The sequence below is a fragment of the Ochrobactrum sp. BTU1 genome, from assembly GCA_018798825.1.
GTDB lineage: Bacteria > Pseudomonadota > Alphaproteobacteria > Rhizobiales > Rhizobiaceae > Brucella.
In genome coordinates this window covers 1,087,398-1,107,318 of sequence record CP076355.1, presented here as the reverse complement: position 1 = coordinate 1,107,318, position 19,921 = coordinate 1,087,398, and the positions used below count along the sequence as shown (strand labels likewise).

The window sequence follows — 19,921 nt, the reverse complement described above, 5'->3', positions numbered from 1 at the left end:
CATTTTCTTTTAAGGTCGCCATAGGCGGCCTTTTTTGTTGGAGGCCGCATTGGCTCAAGCAACGACTATCAAGGGCGGCAAATTCCGCGTCCTTATCGGCAACGATGCCGACCCAATTGTCTACGAAAACCCATGCGGCTTCACGCAACGGTCTATTACAATCAACAAGGGCCTCGAAGAGGTCAATGTTCCTGACTGTACCGATCCTGATAAGGTCGATTGGGTTGGGCGCGATGCAACCAGCCTTTCGATGAGTATCAGTGGTGAAGGCGTACTGGCCGCTGAAAGCGTCGATGTTTGGCTAGATGCAGTCGACAGCCTAGAATCCATTCCAGTTAAGGTAGAGTGGGAATTTCCTGCAAAAACTATTACTTGGACCGGCTTCATGCATGTTGAAAGTATTGAGGCGGGCGCAACCAACGGCCAGCGCGCGACGCTGAATGTCAGCTTGCAGTCTGACGGTGTTATGGTTCGTACCTCTACCCCGGCTACACCATAATGAGCCGTGACGCGTCTCTCGAGCTAACCTGGGCGGATGATGATTACACCTTCCGCCTTGGGTGGAGCGAACTCGAAGCACTTCAGGAGGCCTGCGATGCGGGCCCCTGGGTTATTCTTGAGCGGCTTCACAACAAGCAATGCCGGTCTGGTGAGATTGCTGATGTTATCAGGCAGGGGCTCATCGGCGGCGGTTTGAAGCCGCCTGAAGCCACAAAGCTGGTTCAGAGATACGTCAAAGAGCGTGTGTCTGATTTGGCTGAGAATCTCTTATTTGCGATAGCTATTTTGCAAACCGCCCTTCAGGGAGCGCCTGACGAGCCAGTGGGGGAGCCGGGGGCGGCAAGTCAGGAGGGGAACAACTCGACAGCCTCCCCAATGGAAAGATCAGATTTGCCGCAATCTACGGAAACGGTGCAGTTCTAGGGTTTACGCCGCAAGACGTTGGGAAAATGTCGATGTGGCAATACATGGCTGCGCTTGATGGTTACATCAAAGCGAATACGCCAGACGAGCCCGGTAAGCTGTCAGAGTCCGAGAAAGACGATCTGTGGGATTGGATTAAGGCTGGGTGATGCCAGCTTATTACGGCATCTTCCCACTCTCGTAGAAATCGAGACATTTCCTTAGACGATTTACGTGTTCTGCCTGTGGGATCGCTTTGGTGTAAGCCTCGTCGAACGTCGGACTGTTGCTCGTAATTTTCCCGCAATCGGTGGCAAACGCCTGCCTCTTCAGCATTTCTGCTGTCCGGTACTCATTCCAAAAATAGTACCCGACGAACGCGATAACCGCGATGCAGGCCGCGCCGACCAATACTTTCATCCACATCCCCAAGCTCGCGTGACTGCGAGCTTTTTTCTTATCAGGACATCGTTGAGTATGGCAAGAACCGACCTCGAAAGTCTGGTTGTTCAGCTTTCTGCTGACTTCAAGTCATTTGAAAAAAGCCTGGCCCGCGCCAACGATGTTTCCAATCGCCAATTTAATGCGATTGAACGACGCGCCCGCCAGATGAACAAGAATCTGGATAGCATTTTCACGCGCTCGTTTAGTGGCCTTACTGCACCGCTTGCCGGGATTGGCGCCGCTCTAGGTGTCGATCAGCTTCGCAAGATGACTGATACGTGGACGGATATGACGTCCCGCGTCAACCTTGCCGCAGGTTCGATCGATAAGGGCACGGAGGTGATGGGCCGTCTTGGCGAGATGGCGCGCCGTACGTATTCCGATCTTTCACAGACTGCTGAAAGCTATCTTTCTAATGCCACGGCTCTTCGTGAGCTCGGTTACAATACTGATGAATCGCTGAACTATACCGAGGCATTGAACAACGCTCTCGTTGTGTCAGGAGCCAAGGGAGATCGCGCTGCACGAGTTATTGATGCGCTCGCGAAAGCTATGGCTACCGGCAAATTGCAGGGTGACAACCTCAATACAGTCATTGAATCAGGCGGTCGTGTCGCGGAAGCGCTGGCAGCTGGTCTTGATACGACAGTGGGCGGTCTGCGCAAGCTTGGTTCACAGGGCAAGATCACGGGCAACGACATTGTTCGCGGCCTATCGAGCCAGATGGAAACGCTGCGCCAGGAAGCTGCGGACATGCCCGCCACGATCGGCGACGGCTTTACACTTCTAAACAATGCCTTGCTCCAGTACGTGGGCAATGCTGACAGCGCAGCTGGCGTATCTGCGAAGATTTCCGAAGCGCTCGTGATGATTGCCGACAACTTTGACAAGGTTGCTGACGGCGCTTTGCAGGTTGCCGCCGTGATTGCGGGTGCCTTGGTTGGTAGGTCGCTCCTTGGCATGATCCGGACGCTCGGAACCGCTGGCGTGGCTCTTGGCCAGTTTAGGCAAGCTCTGGCTGCAGCAAGCACAATGGGCGGTCTGGCTACAGCCTTCGGTGGCCTTGGTGCCGCTGCCGGCCCTGTAGGCATGGTCATCGGTGGCGCGGTTGTTTCGTCGCTTATTCTCTACAATTCAACTGTCGGTGAATCGAGCCAAGGAGCAACACTCTTTGCCGAGCGACTAAAGAAGGTTGAGGAGGCTGCCAAATCATCGGGGAATGCCGTTGAACAGGCTGGCCGACAGAACGACGCGTATACCCAGAACTCGCTGAGCAAAGAAGTTGAGGCTTCGGTTGTTGCGCTTGATGATGCCCGAGAAGCTGCAGTGAACATGCTGGCCTCGTTTGCTCAAGTGTCGTCAATGAGCCTTATTACTGAGCAGCAATACTCCGAGCTGGCTCGCCTTCGTGATGGGGTAAATGAAGGAACGGTATCTGCCGAAGATGCCAAGCAATCGTTGTTCGCTATGGCGAACGCTGACTACAACTTTCAGGAAGTTGCGGACGCAATTGGCCCGATCCTCGATCGGCTTGCAATGGTGTCAACTGCCGCTCGTGGCGCTGCAGCCGACCTGGCCGCGGTAACTGGCGCGCGTACGGTCATCGAAGATCGTTCAACCCGTTCAGCGAAAGATCCATACATCATGCAGCGCCAAGCTGCGAATGAGTATGAACGCGATCAGTTGAGGTTGGCGGCGCTCAGCAAAAAGGAACACGCGCTCGAAATGGAGCGCAAGAAAGTTCGCGACGCAGCCACTAGAGACGGCATAGCTCTCGAAGAGGATGCGATTAACCGCATCGCGAAAGCCAATCTTGCTGCACAGGAAAGTCGAACTGCCGAAGGCAAGAAGCCGAAGAAAGAGAAAAAAACACCGGCTGAAAAATTCGACACGACGGTTCAGGACGCTAACGACCGCACAGCTGCACTTGTCGCTGAAACAGAGGCACTTCGCCAGATTAACCCGTTGATCGACGATTACGGTTTTGCAGCAGAGAAAGCACGCACCGAACAAGAGTTACTCAATGCGGCTCAAAAGGCTGGCATTGCCATCACTCCTGAACTCCGTTCGCAGATTGCGCAAACTGCCCAACAGTGGGCTCTCGCAACCGCCGAAGCCAATAAGTTCAATGAGGCAAATGGCAGAATACAGCAAACTGCGCAGGAGTGGCGTGATACTGAGAGGGATGCGATTGGCGGTGTTGTCAGTGACTTGATAGCGGGAAAATCGGCAGCTGAGACATTTGCAGATGCTTTGGGGAAAGTTCTCGATAAGCTTCTCGAGATTGTGTCTCAATCCCTCTTTGACGGCATTTTTGGTCAATCAGGTAGCATCTTTGGTGGGTTGGTTTCTGGGATTGTCGGCAAGAAAGACGGCGGTGTCGTTAAAGCGGCGACGGGCGGCTTGATCCGTGGCCCTGGTGGCCCGCGCACCGACAGCATTCCAGCGCGCCTCTCTGACGGTGAGTTCGTCGTTAATGCCAAAGCGACCAAGCAGAACCGAGCTATTCTTGAGGCGATCAACCGAGGCCGCGCGCTGTCACTAGCTAGTGGCGGCATCGCTTCATTGAAAGCCCCCTCAATGCCGACACTCAGTGCTCCACAAAGAGCGGGAGCCGCCGGCCCAATGCGTGTGGATGTTGTGACCCGGTTCGAGAATGACGGCAACTTCCATTCGTATGTTGAGAATGTGTCTCAAAGCACAAGTTCGCGCACTGTCAAAGCATACGACAAGTCAGGCCCGTTGCGCTTTGCGCGGGACAGCAAACAGGCATCGAGGCGGGGGTTAGTGCGATGATCGATCTTCTCTCAACCGTCCGCTTTGTGCCGTCTTACCCTATGCTTAATAATCCGACCAGTCAGACGAAGTTTGGCGGTCGGGTGCTGTCGACGGTTGAATTCGTTGATCCATATCGCACTGTGGACATGGAAACTTTGCCGATGAAGGCCAGCGAGGCTGTCCAGCTTCAGGCGTTCATTGCTGCTGCCAAGGGCGGCATGGAAACGATTGTTTACCGACCAAAGCACATCTGTATTCCGCGTGCGTATTGGGGTGATCCGAACAACACACACATTACTGGAACGGCGTCACGTGGGACGGTGACTGGTGGCTACACAGTGCAGCTGACCGGCGTTGTTCCCGGTTTACAGTTGATGGACGGCGATATGTTCTCACTCAAGAGTGGCGACTATCGCCAGTTCTTGCAGGTCGCCTACGGCGGTGGTGCTACGGCCGTAAGCACGACAATCACAGTTAAGGTGGATCAGCCGATTGCTTCTTATATTGCAACCGGCGCAACGGCTCGTTTCAAACAGCCTGAGATGAATACCCGACTAGTGAAAGACAGCTTTCAGATGTCGAAAGGTCCGCGCCCGACTGCATCTTTCCAGCTGATCGAGGTGCCTAAATAATGGCTTTCCCAACCCGCCTACAGCAATTGCTAGAAGAGGGGCGCATTGTTGTGCGCTCCCTCGGAGAATTCCAGTTCGGTACCGGCTTTTGGTATATGTGGAACGGCTCTTCCGAATTCACTTGGAATGGCAACACGTACATTCCAAACCAGCTGATTGCGATTGAAGAGCCGCCTTATCAGATGGGCGCTGAAGCTCTGCCGATCACAATCACCATGCCTACAGCGGCGGATTACGGCGTGACGCCTGATAAGCTCGCACAGATTGAAAGCGTCGATTACAAAGGTCGCACTGTCATTCTGTCGGACGCTTATTTCGACCCCGACACACGCGAGCTGCTGCACGTTGAGCCGATGTATCGAGGTTTTATAGACACCATCGATCATGAAATTGATGGCGGCGAAATGGTTCTCAAAGCCAACGTGGAAACGTCTGCGCTGGAAAATCACCGCGACGGCTATCGAACCGCGTCTCACGAGGATCAGCAGCTTATCTCACCGGGCGACAAGTTCTTTGAATACGCCTCAGTGGTGAAGCGAGAGAATTTCCACATCACAGCACCGTAAGGATCGCCATGCGACATCCGGAATGGGAAAAACGCCTCGTGGCTGTCACGGAGGCGCACATAAACACGCCCCTGGTCTGGGGAAAGTCCGATTGTCTTCTCACCACATCCGACGCAATTGAAGCGGTTACAGGCACTGATCCTGCTTCTGATGTACGCGGCAAATATAAAAGCCGTGCAGGTGCTTATCGCCTAATAAAGCAGCGAGGCTTTGCCAGCTTAAGTGCCGTCCTGGCTGATCGTTTCGAGGAAACGCCTGTTGCGATGGCACAGCGCGGTGACGTCGGCATTTTTGAGAAAACTGTTGGCTACTTCTGTGAATACGGCTTCGCGGTGAAAGGCGAGGACGGTTTGCGCTTCCTGCCACGCACAATGGCCGAGAGGGCCTTCAAGGTTTCCTGATGTTTTACATTCTGGCGATTTTATTCGCGCTGTTGGCAACACCTGCGGCGGCTGACCCTGTTTCTATTGTAACGGGGCTAGTAGGCCTTGGCTCGTGGCTGTTCGGCGGTACCGTTCTTGCAAACATTGTGCTTGGCGGCCTTCTGGTCGCTGCAAAATACGCGCTCACGTCAATCTTTCAGCAGACGCCTAAGTCCTCGGCCTCTGCCACAGAAACTAAGTACGGCGAAAATCTGGTCCGTGAGGTTGGTCTCGGCGTCTTTGGCACGATGGGGCATCACGTCTATCGCAACGCGTTCGGTAAAGGCAACCGGATGGTGCAGGACGTGTTCAAGCTTTCTGACTTTCGATGCACCGAGCTTTTGCGCGTGCAGATGGATGGCGAGTGGAAGAGCTTAACCACTGACGACATTGCATATGGCAGGAAAGTGCTCGGCGTCCACGAAGGCGGCGAAGTCTGGGTTCGTTTCTATCAGGGGAAGATGGATCAGGCCGCTGATTATAATCTAATTGCCGATGCCAATCCGCCCGGCCGCTGGACCTCAGATCATCGTGGAGCCGGTATTTGCTACGTGGTGGTCACGTCACGCATGGAGGCAGACAATCTGACTTCGCCGCCGAGCCTTATGTTCGAGGTTCGTGGCGCTCCATTGTATGATCCGCGCTTTGACACGAGTGTCGGCGGGTCCGGAACTCAGCGCAGAAACAATCAGGATACTTGGGCGTTCTCCGATAATCCCGCTGTCATGATGTATAATCTTGAACTAGGCATCTACAACGGCACGGAAAAGATCGTTGGCCGAGGCGTTGCGCAGAGCCGTTTGCCTTTGTCTGAATGGTTCACCGCGATGAATATCTGCGATGAAGTCATGCCCGACGGTAGCAAGCGTTATGCAGCGGCATTGATTGCTTCATCTGGTGACGGGGTTACGCACGAAACCAACATGACGCCATTGCGCGAGGCTTGTGCAGGCTCTTGGATTGAAGGCGTTACAGGTGAATATCCAATCGTAGGCGCTAATCAAGCAGTGGTTGCGACAATCACTGATAATGACATCGCATGGGAAAAGTCTTTCCAGCTGTCATTGACGCGCACTCGCACTGAGCTCGTAAACACTGTTGCGGCTTCGTATGTCAGCCCAGACTTGTTCTATGAAACCACGTCTCTCACCACACGTGTTGATGCTGCTGCATTGGCTCAGGATCGCGAGCGGCTGGCTTCCAAGGTGGATTACACCGCCGTCACTGATCCGCGTGTAGGCGACCGTCTGGCAGATATTGCTATCCGTGCCTCACGGTATCAGGCGAACGGCAACTTCACCGTTCATCCAAAGTTCCTCGGGCTGCAGGTCGGCCAGTGGGTTCAGTGGGTTTCAGCCCGCTATAACCGCACGATCAAGTTTCAGGTTCACTCTAAATCGCTTGGCGCAATGGGCAGCGACAGCGTTCGCGATGTTTCCATTTCGTGGCAGGAGGTTGGCGACGGTATCTTTGATCCAACGGCATATGCAACAAACCCGCCCGTTCCGACACCGAATGGAAATCCGGATTACCTTGCTGAGGTGCAAAACTTCGCTGCTATTCCTAACCTGGTTGTAGGGGATAATGGAGAGGAACATCCCGGCATTCGCCTGTTCTGGGATGCGATTGACGACATCACTGTTGAAGGCGTTGATATCCAATATTGGCCTGACAATGACCCGTCACAGGTATTTTCCTCGTTCGTCACGAAAGACGTAACTGTCTTTCAGATTGTCAACGGTCTGACGAGCCTTACTGATTGGTGGGTCAGAACAAGGCTGAGGGTGGCTTCAGGGACAAGGCCGGTAGCTTGGTCTGCATCTGTCAAAGTTCACACCCTCAACGCTCAAGGTGATCAGAACCCAATTGATTACGAGGGGCTTGACGATGATCTGAAAGGTTATCTGGGCTGGATTGGTCCTCAGATGCGCGAAATCATCCGTCAGGCTGAGGAACTCGCAACAACGACATCTGACAACCACAATGCAAATTATTCAGATATCCAGCGCCTAAGCCGTCAGCTCACCAGCACATTCAGCAATGCGCAGGCGAGCTGGCAAGAAGACATCCTTGTCGCAACTGGTCCAAACAGCGCGATAGGGCAGCAACTGATCCGGATCAATGCGCAGCTCTGGGATAATACCGGCGCTAGCATCGTTCAACTTCTTCAGGCCAGAGTTGACGGCGTTGAAGATGAGGTCGAAGCTCAGGCAACGGCAATCACCAGTTTGACGACTGTTGTGAACAATGTCAGCGCAAATGCGACGTTCAGAATGGCAAGCTCGGTTGCGCCGTCTGGTTGGAACTCTCGTATCGGTATGCAGGTTGAGGGCGGGACAGTTGGCGACTGGAAGAGCGCGGGGCTTTTTCTGGACGTCAACAGTACACAAGCTCGCATAGCGCTGATGGCTGCACAGATTGTTTTCACGAACGGCACGGAGTTTTTTCACCCCTTCGTCATTCAGAACAACGTCATGTATGGCGAAGGCTTCGTCATGGACTGGGCGAAGATCGTTAATGTCTCGATAGAGTGGGCGCAAATTCAGAATGCTGTGATCAACAATCTGATTGTGGGAACAAGCAATCTAGACTTCAACGCTGTGACGGCGACGACTGACACATCGTATAATATTAACACTTCAGCCAATGATGTTACCTTGAGCTCATTCGTGATCAACAGTCCGCAAGGCAACACGATTTTGCTGGATTGGTTCATCAATGCATCGTTGAGCATTATCGGTGGTTCGACACAGTCAACAACCACGATCTGGTTGATCAATACCACTACAGGGGCTGTCATTCGACAGTTCAGCTATGGTCTCACCACTGGTCAGAGTACAGCTGTATCCATCAACACGGCGGCTATTGATAGCAGTGCTGTTCGTGGAAACAATACCTATCAGGTCAGAAAGACCAACAACCAGAGCGGAACGAATTTGAGCGGTTCAGGAAATCTGAAATCGCTCGTCTGGAAACGCTGAACGTCTCAATCAAACAATCTGACTAACCAGACCGTGCTTTTGCATGGGGAGGCAAATCTATGGCCGTTTTACCTGATTATGTGTCGGGAACGATTACGCTCGCCAACGGGTCTACGACTGTTACCGGCACAGGCACTATGTTTCAGGCTGCCGCATTCAAAGCCGGCGACACGCTTCAAATCCAGAACCTGACGGCTGTTATCGCCAGTGTGAATAGCAATACGTCGCTGACATTGACCGCACCATGGACTGGCACGTCCCTAACCAATGCGCCTTATCGAGCACGCTACTTGCCAGATGGTGCGCGTGTAACCGCCCAAACCACAACGCTCATCGAGCTACTGGGTAACGGTGTCCTATCCAGCCTCGCTGAGATCGGCGTTGAGGAAGGTAAGGTTCCAGTCGGTAACTCGACTGGTGGGTATGTGCTGGAGCCGACCTCAAGTTTTGGCGTGAAGGATCCCAAAGGAAGCCTTGGCAAGCTTGCTGCGATTGATCTAGGCAACCGTCAGATTTTGCAGACCGACGGCGCTGGAAATCTGACAACTCTAGCCCTAGCTGCACGTCAAATTCTACAGACGGACGCGAACGGCGCGCTTAAAACATTGGCGCTCGTAGCAAACAAGTTTCTGCGCACTGATGCCAATGGCGATCTTGCGTTGAGCGACCTTGGCGCGGCTGCAATCGCACTGCTAAATTTGAGCGGGACGCCTAGTGCAAATCAGTTACCCTATCTGACAGGTGCTGCTGCGGCTGGACTAACGCCTTTTACCGCTCTTGCACGTTCCATGCTAGCCGGTTCGACGGGTGCAGCCATGTTTGCAACAATGGGTGCCGCATCGGGATTTGCTAATGGTGGTTCTTGGCTTCGCTTACCCAACAATTGGATATTGCAGATGGGTACCATAGCGGGAACAACGGACAGTGCTGGCGTTTTATCTATAAGCCTTCCAACCTCATACACTGACTTAAACAACTTTAAAGTTGTTGCTTGGAATGGCGATTACAACATCACGACCATCTTGTCATATGTTCGGTCAGCTGTGTGGCCTGCAACAGGTGGTTTTGCGGTGAGGTTCAGAAACCCAACCACGGGCGCGTTAGACGCCAGTCAAGCTCGAAGGCTTGACTGGCTTGCAATAGGATATTGATCATGGATGAACAATCGACGGAGAATGTTGAAAGCGCCGAAGGTGCTCTGGAAAACAAAATCTACGTTGTCTTCAACAGCGACGGCATACTGTCCGCAACATATCACAGCGCTGCTTACGATGATCCAGCAAGCATCATTCCAGCCAATGCGATTGAGATTGCAGAGGACATATGGCGAGATCTTTACGACAATCAGTCTTACAGACGTTACGTTGATGGGCTTATTGTCGAGTACACGCCGCCGCACACCGAGCCTGTCACAATCCTGCCAGCTGTCACCCTATGGGAGCGCACCACAGCAACTGAAGCTGCCCAGATTGAAGCGGCGATGGAGGCGCAAGATCCACGTTCGCGAAATATCTTCCGCGCAGCACAGACCTTCCGATCAGATCACGAGCTTTGGCCGCTGCTTGAACAGTTGGCGACACAGCTATTCGGTGAAGAAAGAGCGGCTGAGTTGCTGGCTGCCTAGCGTGAAAGCCGTTGTATCAACCCTTTGCTCAATCTACTGAATTGACAGAGATTTTCACTATGGTTTGACAGTGTTGTTCCTATATTCTACGGAATTTTAGTAGAAGCAGGAGATTGATATCTTGTCAAACGCACGTGTTTTGGTGTTGGGAGGGGCTGGATTTATCGGGACCCATCTGTGTTCACAACTCTTACGGGATGGGTACGAGGTGAGTGTGTTCGGCAGATCGGAGCCTAAGCACGCGGATAACAGAATCCGGTACATCAGTGGTGACTTTTCCGATGCAAGAATCGTACAACATGTAGTCATGGGACAAGATTACATCTTTCATCTCATACACGGAACAAATCCTCCAAATGTTAACTCGGATATAACCGGAGATATCAAACGCACAGTCTTGCCGACATTGTCTTTTCTTGAGGCTTGCGCCGGTTCTTCTATTAAAAAAGTTCTTTTTCTAAGTTCCGGTGGAACCGTTTATGGAAATAACGGAGTTGTAGCTTCGAGAGAAAATGATCCTACTATCCCCATGAGTGCTTATGGCGCTCACAAACTTCTGCTAGAAAATTACTTTCGTGTTTTTGCTACTGCGAAAAACCTTGATTACACTATTCTTCGTCTTTCTAATCCCTATGGCCCGTTTCAATCGACTGAAAAAGGAGTTGGGCTAATCGCGGCGGTAGTTAACGCAATTAAATCTGGGGCCACGCTCGACGTTTATGGAGATGGAGGCACTCAGAGAGATTATATCTTTGTTTCTGACGCGGTGAAGGCGATGTCGGCTGCTATACCTTATGCTGGGGAGCACAAGATTTTCAACATTGGGAGTGGAGAAGGCAGAAGTGTCAGCGAAATAATATCACTAGTAGAAGATGCGACGAGAAGTCGTCTAAATAAAAAAACTCTTCCAGAACGAAGTTTCGATGTTAAGAAAAGCGTTCTGGATATATCACTAATCAGAAATGAACTAAACTGGCGTCCAATCATCGGATTGCGTGAGGGCATCACCATCACATTGAATAGCTTATAGGATACAGCTGTGACAAACCACAATTTTGAAATGCCAGACGCTGCCAATTTAGAGATTCGCCCATACGATAATCTCAATGTTTCTCACGCTTATACAGCAAGCAAACAATGGAATTTTGGTGTAAATGCCAATGCTCGTCTAATCAATGACATTTTCAATGATGGTTTAACTTCAGACATTGTCTGGCAGCCCGATACATATCATTCGGCCAAGAAGTATTCAGATAAATCCACTGCAAAACGTATCGTTGATATTGGTTGTGGGAGTGCCTTAAAACTCAAGAGTCTTTTTTCAGAGCTAGACCTGGAAGTCTTTGCCGTTGATTTCGCTGGTTCTCTTACAGCTGCTATCGAAAATTATCCAGCTGCGAACCACATCGAATGCGACTTGACTTCGTGGAATGAGGTGATTGATCTGGCGAAACGGTTCCGAGATGGTATTCCGACCGTGGTTGTTTGTGCGGACGTAATAGAGCATTTGCCAGACCCTCGTCCGTTACTGGCATTTGTTCGGTTGATATTAGAAAGTAACACACAAAATAGGGCTTTCATATCAACCCCTGATAGATCACGGCTAGGGTATCAATCATTATCCGCGAAGCCTGCAAACCCCGCGCATGTTCGCGAATGGACTAATGCCGAGCTTCGTAACTTGCTGCTAGCATCTGGATTCTGCGTTGAGAGTATGTCGAATATTCGCGCGAATGTTCATGATGATAAGGCCAGCACGCTTTTAGCGGAGTGCTCATTTGATTCAGTGGCATATAAAGAAATTGCAGCACGGTACGGAATTCAAGACCAGAACGTATCATCATTAATGTTGACAACAGAGTACCCGGGTTTAGTGCCAAGTGGAGGCATTGGAACCTTCGTAGCTGATTGGCACCGGTCAACTCCTGGGTCTGCAGTTTTCGCGGCGTTCGACTTCGATAAGAAGAATATAGCAAAGGGTGACGCAGTATTCAGTGCTGCAGATTTAGTCGATCCTTCTAAGATAGACGATGTTGGTGCATCTGACTTATTGCTCGAGTCCCTGCTTCAGTTTCTTTTCATTTTTCCCGATCTCAGAGAGATTCATTTTCAAGAGTATCTCGGAATAGGTATGCGGATTGCCCAGGCGAAACACGCCGGCATCTTACCAGATTCAATAACAACAGTGGTGCATTGCCACGGTAATCAGCATTATCTCGAGAATGCTAGTAATTATTGGTTTGGCCAAGATTCTCAGATGTTCGCGATAAAAGAGAAAATCTCGATTGAACTATCGGATGTTGTAGTATTTCCATCTGTATTTCTGCGAAATTTTTACGCACAATCTGGCATTAATATCGCGAATGATAAGGTTATGATGTGCCCTTATCGCTATCCGAACATTGACGTTTTCAACGCGAATTATTCAAATGTTAAGCGGATCGTTTTTATTGGCAAGTTGATACCAATGAAAGGTTTCGATTTATTTTGCTCGTCCTTTGATTCAGCATTCTGTACAGAGCTAAAATCTAAAGGCATTGAAGAAGTCGTCTTGATTGGTCGCGGACCAAGAGGCGGTTTCCACAATGAGCCAGAAATTCGAAAGGCTTTTAAGGTATCTATTCACACCGATTTCGATTTCAACAAGCTGGTTGGATACATAAGAGAAAATAGAGGTGACAGTCTATTTGTTGAGCCTTACCGTGGAGATAACTTCCCGCTAGCTGTTTACGATGTCGTGGCGAATGGGGGCCTGCTTCTTGCTGGAAACGCCGGTGGCATACCTGAAATGTTCAAAGTCGACGCCTGGCGGGACTGCCTCGTTGATCTCAATGCGGACTCCCTCCGTTATAAAATTCGAGAATTTGTTGACCTGAATAACGCAAAAAAATCGAGTATTATTGATGATCTAACTGCTGATCTAAGAAGATCAAATGCTGATGCAGCCCAAATAAGATATGCTAATGGTCATCAAAGTGACTTGGCCAGCTTAACCGCTTCCATCATGATACCGTTTTACAATACGGACATAAGTGAGTTTGAAGACCTATTAAAGGCAATAAACCAACAATCAGTTCGGCCGTCTGAAGTAATAATTGTAAATGATGCTTCAAACTACAAGAGCCGCCAAGATATGGAGGCTGTCACCAAGCGAGTCCTCAAAGTACCTTTCAGGATCATTGATCATGCGTACAATTGCGGTCTGGCTGGTGCTCGCAATACAGCGTTATCAGCTTGTGAGACAGACTTAATATTGAACGCTGACTCTGATGACGTACCTCTAAATGATTGGGTGAAGACTATTGTTGAAGCCTTTGAAAGAGATCCGTCAGCCGCAGCTGCAGTTCCATATTTAGAAGCTTTCGATGCTGGTACTGACTATAACAAACAGGTCTCTAAGGGGCGATACGTCTATCGTCCAATCGGCGACGGTTTCGTTACGTCTCAGACTAAAAACGATCTAGGTCATGCAAATTCGGGCTATAGAGTTTCTTTCGCACGGGGAATGGGCGGGTGGAACGCAAACTCAAAAGCAAAATACGAAGATTGGGCTTTTTTTCTCAATGTTATAGCAAACGGATTGCGCATTGCTATTATTCCAAAAGTTACTTGTCTCTACCGTGTGCGCAAGAATTCTATGGCTAGAACATATTCGGATTGGCCAGGGGAGATAAGGCTGTACCAGACCAGTGCGGGATTATCTCGATTTGAAACGCTTCAGCTACAACGTCTTTGCAGAACTCAAGGCGAATCTGGTGATCTGTTAGCGCGTTTGCACGCTTATGAAAATCGAAAGATTATAAGATTAGTTAACGCAATTTCAGTTCGGGCACATCGATTTCCGAGGCTATATTCTGCTCTAAGAAGAGTAGCGTCTCTCGTTTGGCGAGTGCTAGCTTACCTTAATAATAAGTTCAGATGAATATATACTGGATAGAAGGGCTGCTGCGAATGCGTTGTTGCGAGTCTACTCTGAACTCTAGGTTAAGTTTAAGACGTTCGCCCTGTTCAGTTGCCCACATCTTTGAAGTTTATCTGGAAATTACATTGGAACAAGACGATGCCCATTTTTTTTCTTGTTCCCAAGGGTGACCAGGCCAGCCTTCATAAGAAAATCCGTAAAGACTGATTGAGGACTTAGGATATGCCCGCACGAGGTAAGCGAGTATCAACGCACCTGTGCTTGCAGCTTTTGTATGTTCGGCCCCTAGTCGTCGTAAGCCTTCGGTCAAGTCGCGCCAAATCATAGGCGGAAATCTCACAAACGGGCGCCCATTTACGAGTTTATCAATTACATCTGCAGTGAAATCTACATATCCTGGCCAAGGGAAGTCCCCAGGTTGATCATTTCTGACGGATTCCATTTCTTCCGGTGGCATTGGCAACCAGATCGTCTTTGCTGACGCCAGCGCATCTGGATTGATGGGTGTTTCTCCGTTACTCATCCAGCATCCCGGACTGCTCCAGTTTATAATCGCTAGGGCATCGGTCTTAACACCCGTTCGTCCGTAATGCATGGCTCGGTTAATGCGTACAACAAAGTCATGAGCATCAATCTCAGACGCTTTGCCCGCTGCTGTTTCGCTATTACCGACGAGGGCAATAGTCGAGGGCGAACACGTCAAAGTGTTGCGCAGCTTATTTGTGTAAAACGAAACGTATCTCTTCAACGGAATCCTAATCCTATTGGGGTGACGTAATTTTGCCAGACCGGTCATTGAATTACAATCAATGCTGGCATCACCCTTGTCCGGATTACAGAGACCGCTAATCCATCTACCGCCTAAACTCCAACGACAAGCAAAAGTTCAGGGGCAGTTGACAAAGAAAACCCCGGCCAGCGGGGGCTGAACCGGGGCCGCGCACCGGGGTTGAGGCTTCGGGACGGCGCGCACGTAAATATTCTCACAGCCTTAGGAAAAGGCAATGGCCCGACGCACAACGCGGCAGGACTACATTGTCCATCCGTATATCGCGAGAGCAACGCCCGCGATACCGCCAATCAGCGACCAACCCAGCATGCTAATGCCCATAAAGCTGTGATGTGGTTCATCGGAAATCTTTTTGAAAACAGCTGCGACTAATAGATTCACAGCGGCGCCAGCGATTAAACCTATGCCGTTGGCGACATAAGCCGCAGGATGAAGCGCCATGCTTTGCATAAGAAGTGGGCGCAACAGAAAAGTCGCACCCAGCATACCAGCAATCAGCACAAAAACCGAAATCATCCCGAATCCGGACCATCTAATAAGCATTGTTTAGTTACCTCAATCTTGGGGAAGATCGAGAGGTAATGCGCCCTGTCTTTTAGATCGGCAACCCACATCCAATAAAATCCTCAAGAAAGTCCGTGCTGGATCGGCACAATTCCAAGGACAATCAAATGAACAAAACAACGTTCTTCGCGTATGCGAGGCGCGCGCCTTTTGGCGGCCGTTTGAGCCAGGCTCAGGTTGATGGCACCTCTGCTATCGTGGCCGAGGCCGAGCGCCGTAATCTACCCGACGAGCAGATCGCGTACATCCTTGCAACGGTCTTTCATGAGACAGGCGGCAAGATGCAGCCGGTTGTTGAGAATCTAAATTACACCAGTGCTGCACAAATTCGGAAGACTTGGCCAAAGCGCTTTTCGTCAATCGCAGCGGCCCAACCTTACGTTAAGAGCCCACAGGCACTTGCCAATAAGGTCTACGGCGGTCGCATGGGCAACGACAGTGTCAACGACGGCTGGACATATCGCGGACGAGGCCTTCCTCAGATCACTGGCGAGGACAATTACAAGAAGTTCGGCATTGCCGATGCACCTGAGAAGGCACTAGATCTTACCACGGCAATCCGCATCCTCTTTGAAGGCATGGCGCTAGGCAAGTTCACGGGGCGCAAGCTGAGTGAATTTTTCGGGAAAGGCAAAGCAGATCCTGAAGGTGCGCGAGCTATCGTCAACGGCACCGACAAGGCCACGCTGATCGCCGGATATTACCGCAACTTCCTAGATAGTCTGATTGCGGCGCGCGAAATGAAAGCCGCTGCTCCTGATGACGCCAAGCCTGACGACGTGCCTTTGCTCAAGGATAAGACGGTGCAGACCATCGTCGCAGCTGGTGGCGGAACGTTCGTGACCGGCCTTATCGGTGCCGTTTCGAACCCATGGGCATTTCTAACTGTCGCACTTGTGCTTGTCGCCATCGGTGGCGGTTTCTGGCTGTGGCATACGGGCAGGCTCGAATTGAAGAGGGTCGCGGCGTGAAGATCGTGATTGATTACGATGCTGATGCGCAGACTGCAGAAGTCGCAATTGACGGGAAGGTACAGCGTTGGACCCATGCGAGGCTAACTCTGGCGCAAGGAATTACCGAAACACGCGACGGGTATTTGATGCGCCGCGAACGCGACGGTTCGAAATCCTTGCTTCTTACAGGAGAGCAAGCATGACGTTACTCCTAGCACTTCGCTCCAAACTTACAGGCTACGCCGTGGCAATCGCTGCGGCGCTGGCCGTCCTTGTCAGCGCGTACCTCAAAGGCCGGTCTGACAGCAAAACGGCTCAGACCGCGCGCGACGCGCAATCCGCAACCAAAGCACGGAAGATAGAAAATGAAGTCAGCCGTCTTGATGATAGTGCTGTTGACGCTCGGCTTGCTAAGTGGATGCGCGACAAGCGGTAATTACTGCGACGTGGCGAGGGTGATCTACGCCAGCCACGACGACACGTCGGAAACCAAGCGCCAGATCCTGGCCGAGAACGAGAAAATCGAAAAGCTGTGCGGGGTACGCCCGTGAGGTTAGTTGCCCAAAGGCTCAGTCACTCCCGGGGTTTGCTCTTTCGGCATGAACGCCCCTCGTTCTTCGTATTTCACGATCAGGACTATAGCTGCCAGTGCAACAATCACGGGCACCGCGATGCATAAAACCCGTAGAACCGCACTGAAGATTTCGCCAATCAAACTGTTCGATACCTGTCTCATGCAGCAATCATATCAGCAAAGACCTTAAGCGAACACAAAGGGGCATATTAACTATGTTTAATCTAAAGAGAAACGAAGCATGACCGGACCTGAAATCATGGGCGTTGTCGGCTTCATCGTGATGCTGTTCGGCTTTCTGTTTGGCCTTTGGAAGTACGTCGACAGCAAGATCAACGCCGCGAGAAACGAAACGGCCGCTAAAGCAGAAGCAGCCACAGCTCTTGCCGCGCTGACACGGCAGGAACTGTCAGACTATAAGCTGCGTGCGGCCGAAACCTTCGCCACAAAGGCCGGGATGCAGGAACAGACTTCGCAGATCATGCGCGCCATCGAAAGCGTCGCAAACCGCATCGATGGGCTTACTGAGCGCATGGATCGTGTGTTTGAGCAGAAGACTACGCGGGCGAGGGGGTGAGCGATTCAGTTGGGCGCGGTAAAACGACGGAAGGATGGCGTCACATGATCTTCGCGATCCTTCTCAAGCATTCGCAATATGTTTTCACCGTACCCTGGCACCGCATAAACACTTATCGTTCTAATATTGTTCTTCCCCAGTCCAGTCTTTAGGTAGTGCTCACGAACAGCTGTCGGACGCGGAGGACGTGGCGACAGTATTTCAATAAAGCAGCCTCCGAACATAAACGTAAGGTTTACGCCATTATTGTTTCGGAGGATGCGTGGCGAAAGCATTATCTTTGCTAAATTGACGTCATTGCCGTGAATATGATCAAATAATCGGCTTATTCTCACGGCATAATGAGCTAATGACTTGTGTGAATTATCCGAAAAAAGAGATTTGATTTGATCCTCGTGATGACGGGATAATTTGAAATTCTGATAAAACTCAGCGTCACTTTTACTGGCTCGCCAAGCAACTGATAACATTGCACGAGAAAATGAACGAGCGTCGTTAGCACATATATTTCGTTGTCTGTCTAATTTTTCAATAATTTGCTGCAATGGTATATCAAAATTGACATTGAAATGGCTCTCACATTCAGCGCAGAGCATCGGGCAGTCGCCGCTAGCTTGCGTTACGCTATTTGGAGAGTTGTCAGTTTTATATTTTACTGCCTGACCATTATTCTTTGTGGATCGAAAATAGCTATTAGGAATTGCGTGTGATCTGGAGAGCTTTTTCTCTTGTTGGCAAAATGCGCAAACTCCGATTGTCGACTTCGACATGCTCCACCCCCGAATCCAAATTTCACCCATCTTACTTGACGCCCCTTTCACTTCCACCACAATGACAAATTGCGGGCTACCAACCCGCAAACCAACCAACACGAGGAGACTGTATGTCCAATGACAGACAGCGGGCGAACACGCGCCTCTCAAAACAAGAACTAGCCCGCCGTGTTGCTGCTTATCAGCAGCACGGCACCATAACGAAGGCCGCTGCTGCTTGCGGAGTCAAAAAGTCTGCGTTTCACGACAGTATCAAACGCGCGGCTGAGCTCGGCTTGATGGGTCCGAAGGAAACGCTGCCCGGTTACGCAATCAAAAGCCTGACCGAGACGCCTAACGGCACCTACATGCGCCAGACGAAAGAGGCTGGCCCTGTTTATAAGGCGACTGCCGGTCTGGCGGTAAAAGGCAAGACGACGCTCGTTAACAGCGAAGGCCGCATCGTAACGCAGCATATCATGGAGCGTGCGGACGATAAGGCGCGAGCAGAAGCGATCGCTGCTATTGTGGCCGGGTACAGGGACCAGATTCCGCACGTCAACATTATGCCAGCTCCCAGACGGACGAATGATGATCTCTGCAATCTCTTCATATTGACTGACGTTCACGCAGGGATGTTGGCGCATCGCGAAGAGACTGGCGCTGATTATGATACCAAGATTGCCGAGCGGCTAGTTATTGACTGGATGGCTGCTGCGGTGGATTGTTCGCCAAAGGCCGACACGGCTGTTCTAGCGGTTCTGGGTGATTTCCTGCATTATTCGTCGCTGGAAGCGGTAACGCCTGCCAGCGGGCATGTGTTAGACGCGGATTCGAGATATTTCAAGGTGGTGCGCGCTGCTATCCGTATTCTGCGGCACAGCATCAACATGCTGTTGCAGTCTCACAAACGGGTGGAAGTGTTCATTTCAACCGGCAATCACGACGAAGGCGTTTCCGTTGTACTGAGAGAATTCACGGCCGTAATGTATGAGGACGAGCCTAGATGCCGCGTGGATACATCGCCATCACTTTATCAGGCTTTTGAGTGGGGCGCGACCGGCCTGTATCTTCATCATGGGCACAAAAGAGGCGTTAAAGACTTAGACCGTGTATTCGCAGGCATGTTCCGTGAAATGTTTGGCCGATGCAAATTCAATTACGGACACTGCGGCCATCTTCATTCAGACGCCTTAGTTTCAACGCCTATCATGAAGATCGAGCGCCATGAAACCTTATCAGGCAGAGATGCTTATGCTGCTAGTGGAGGCTATCTGTCGGGTCGGAGTGCGAAGGTTATAACTTACTCACAAAAATTCGGAGAAGTGGCCCGCATCACCATGTCGCCAGAGATGGTAAAAGGCGCAGCCAAGTACGATGCAGCTAATGATAACCACGCATTAAGGAGAGCGGTATGATTTGTGTGGTTGATTCATGCG

At 50.9% G+C, this 19,921-nt stretch carries 21 protein-coding genes; 16 read left to right on the top strand and 5 right to left on the bottom strand.

Annotated features, from left to right (window positions below):
* Nucleotides 1–49 precede the first annotated feature (49 nt).
* Both KMS41_16430 and KMS41_16425 read left to right on the top strand, forming a co-directional pair.
* The gene (locus KMS41_16430) at nt 50–499 is read left to right on the top strand and encodes a phage tail protein (GenBank protein ID QWK79092.1); all 450 of its coding nucleotides are present in this window, start codon (nt 50–52) and stop codon (nt 497–499) included.
* Nucleotides 499–924 (top strand): gene transfer agent family protein, encoded by a 426-nt coding sequence (locus KMS41_16425; protein ID QWK79091.1) that lies wholly within the window; start codon nt 499–501, stop codon nt 922–924. The genes KMS41_16430 and KMS41_16425 overlap by 1 nt, the downstream gene beginning before the upstream one ends.
* A 159-nt stretch (nt 925–1,083) precedes the next feature.
* Here KMS41_16425 and KMS41_16420 read toward each other — a convergent pair whose 3' ends face one another.
* Nucleotides 1,084–1,323 (bottom strand): hypothetical protein, encoded by a 240-nt coding sequence (locus KMS41_16420; GenBank protein ID QWK79090.1) that lies wholly within the window; start codon nt 1,321–1,323, stop codon nt 1,084–1,086.
* Between the two features lie 57 nt (nt 1,324–1,380).
* Here KMS41_16420 and KMS41_16415 point away from each other — a divergent pair, with 57 nt between their 5' ends.
* The 9 genes from KMS41_16415 to KMS41_16375 all read left to right on the top strand — a co-directional run bounded on the left by KMS41_16415 (nt 1,381) and on the right by KMS41_16375 (nt 14,272).
* Nucleotides 1,381–4,143, top strand: a complete 2,763-nt coding sequence (locus tag KMS41_16415; protein ID QWK79089.1) for a tape measure protein — start codon at nt 1,381–1,383, stop codon at nt 4,141–4,143.
* On the top strand, nt 4,140–4,757 hold the full coding sequence (locus KMS41_16410) for a hypothetical protein (GenBank protein QWK79088.1): 618 nt from the start codon (nt 4,140–4,142) through the stop codon (nt 4,755–4,757). Before KMS41_16415 ends, KMS41_16410 begins: the two co-directional genes overlap by 4 nt.
* Complete coding sequence (locus tag KMS41_16405; protein QWK79087.1) at nt 4,757–5,323, top strand: hypothetical protein; 567 nt, start codon at nt 4,757–4,759, stop codon at nt 5,321–5,323. The genes KMS41_16410 and KMS41_16405 overlap by 1 nt, the downstream gene beginning before the upstream one ends.
* Nucleotides 5,324–5,331: 8 nt before the next feature.
* Nucleotides 5,332–5,724, top strand: a complete 393-nt coding sequence (locus KMS41_16400) for a hypothetical protein (GenBank protein ID QWK79086.1) — start codon at nt 5,332–5,334, stop codon at nt 5,722–5,724.
* Nucleotides 5,724–8,726: a phage tail protein gene (locus KMS41_16395; protein QWK79085.1), complete on the top strand. Its 3,003-nt coding sequence runs from the start codon at nt 5,724–5,726 to the stop codon at nt 8,724–8,726. The genes KMS41_16400 and KMS41_16395 overlap by 1 nt, the downstream gene beginning before the upstream one ends.
* Before the next feature lie 59 nt (nt 8,727–8,785).
* Nucleotides 8,786–9,877 (top strand): hypothetical protein, encoded by a 1,092-nt coding sequence (locus tag KMS41_16390; GenBank protein QWK79084.1) that lies wholly within the window; start codon nt 8,786–8,788, stop codon nt 9,875–9,877.
* A 2-nt stretch (nt 9,878–9,879) separates the two neighbouring features.
* The gene (locus KMS41_16385; protein ID QWK79083.1) at nt 9,880–10,350 is read left to right on the top strand and encodes a hypothetical protein; all 471 of its coding nucleotides are present in this window, start codon (nt 9,880–9,882) and stop codon (nt 10,348–10,350) included.
* A 121-nt stretch (nt 10,351–10,471) separates the two neighbouring features.
* Entirely contained in the window at nt 10,472–11,380 is a 909-nt protein-coding gene (locus tag KMS41_16380; protein ID QWK79082.1) for an NAD-dependent epimerase/dehydratase family protein, read from the top strand.
* A 9-nt stretch (nt 11,381–11,389) separates the two neighbouring features.
* The gene (locus KMS41_16375; GenBank protein QWK79081.1) at nt 11,390–14,272 is read left to right on the top strand and encodes a glycosyltransferase; all 2,883 of its coding nucleotides are present in this window, start codon (nt 11,390–11,392) and stop codon (nt 14,270–14,272) included.
* Nucleotides 14,273–14,381: 109 nt separating this feature from the next.
* On the opposite strand, the gene KMS41_16370 is transcribed toward KMS41_16375, so the two are convergent.
* Nucleotides 14,382–15,068, bottom strand: coding sequence for a glycosyltransferase family 29 protein (locus tag KMS41_16370; protein ID QWK79080.1), 687 nt, complete (start codon nt 15,066–15,068; stop codon nt 14,382–14,384).
* Between the two features lie 234 nt (nt 15,069–15,302).
* Entirely contained in the window at nt 15,303–15,578 is a 276-nt protein-coding gene (locus tag KMS41_16365) for a hypothetical protein (GenBank protein QWK79079.1), read from the bottom strand.
* Between the two features lie 155 nt (nt 15,579–15,733).
* On the opposite strand from KMS41_16365, the gene KMS41_16360 reads away from it, so the two are divergent.
* Genes KMS41_16360 through KMS41_16350 form a run of 3 tightly spaced genes read left to right on the top strand, consistent with a single transcriptional unit; the run spans nt 15,734 to nt 17,015 of the window.
* The gene (locus KMS41_16360) at nt 15,734–16,597 is read left to right on the top strand and encodes a chitinase (GenBank protein QWK79078.1); all 864 of its coding nucleotides are present in this window, start codon (nt 15,734–15,736) and stop codon (nt 16,595–16,597) included.
* Nucleotides 16,594–16,782 carry a hypothetical protein gene (locus tag KMS41_16355; protein QWK79077.1) on the top strand — a complete coding sequence of 63 codons (189 nt, stop codon included), beginning with the start codon at nt 16,594–16,596 and terminating at the stop codon, nt 16,780–16,782. The genes KMS41_16360 and KMS41_16355 overlap by 4 nt, the downstream gene beginning before the upstream one ends.
* Complete coding sequence (locus KMS41_16350) at nt 16,779–17,015, top strand: hypothetical protein (protein ID QWK79076.1); 237 nt, start codon at nt 16,779–16,781, stop codon at nt 17,013–17,015. The genes KMS41_16355 and KMS41_16350 overlap by 4 nt, the downstream gene beginning before the upstream one ends.
* Before the next feature lie 117 nt (nt 17,016–17,132).
* Here the strand turns inward: KMS41_16350 and KMS41_16345 are convergent, their stop codons facing one another.
* A complete protein-coding gene (locus KMS41_16345) occupies nt 17,133–17,315 on the bottom strand; it encodes a hypothetical protein (protein ID QWK79075.1) in 183 nt (60 codons plus the stop codon).
* Nucleotides 17,316–17,394: 79 nt separating this feature from the next.
* Here KMS41_16345 and KMS41_16340 point away from each other — a divergent pair, with 79 nt between their 5' ends.
* The gene (locus KMS41_16340; GenBank protein QWK79074.1) at nt 17,395–17,730 is read left to right on the top strand and encodes a hypothetical protein; all 336 of its coding nucleotides are present in this window, start codon (nt 17,395–17,397) and stop codon (nt 17,728–17,730) included.
* 5 nt (nt 17,731–17,735) lie between these two features.
* On the opposite strand, the gene KMS41_16335 is transcribed toward KMS41_16340, so the two are convergent.
* Nucleotides 17,736–18,500: a hypothetical protein gene (locus tag KMS41_16335; GenBank protein QWK79073.1), complete on the bottom strand. Its 765-nt coding sequence runs from the start codon at nt 18,498–18,500 to the stop codon at nt 17,736–17,738.
* A gap of 113 nt (nt 18,501–18,613) precedes the next feature.
* Here KMS41_16335 and KMS41_16330 point away from each other — a divergent pair, with 113 nt between their 5' ends.
* Nucleotides 18,614–19,900 carry an oxidoreductase gene (locus KMS41_16330; GenBank protein QWK79072.1) on the top strand — a complete coding sequence of 429 codons (1,287 nt, stop codon included), beginning with the start codon at nt 18,614–18,616 and terminating at the stop codon, nt 19,898–19,900.
* Nucleotides 19,901–19,921: the final 21 nt, after the last annotated feature.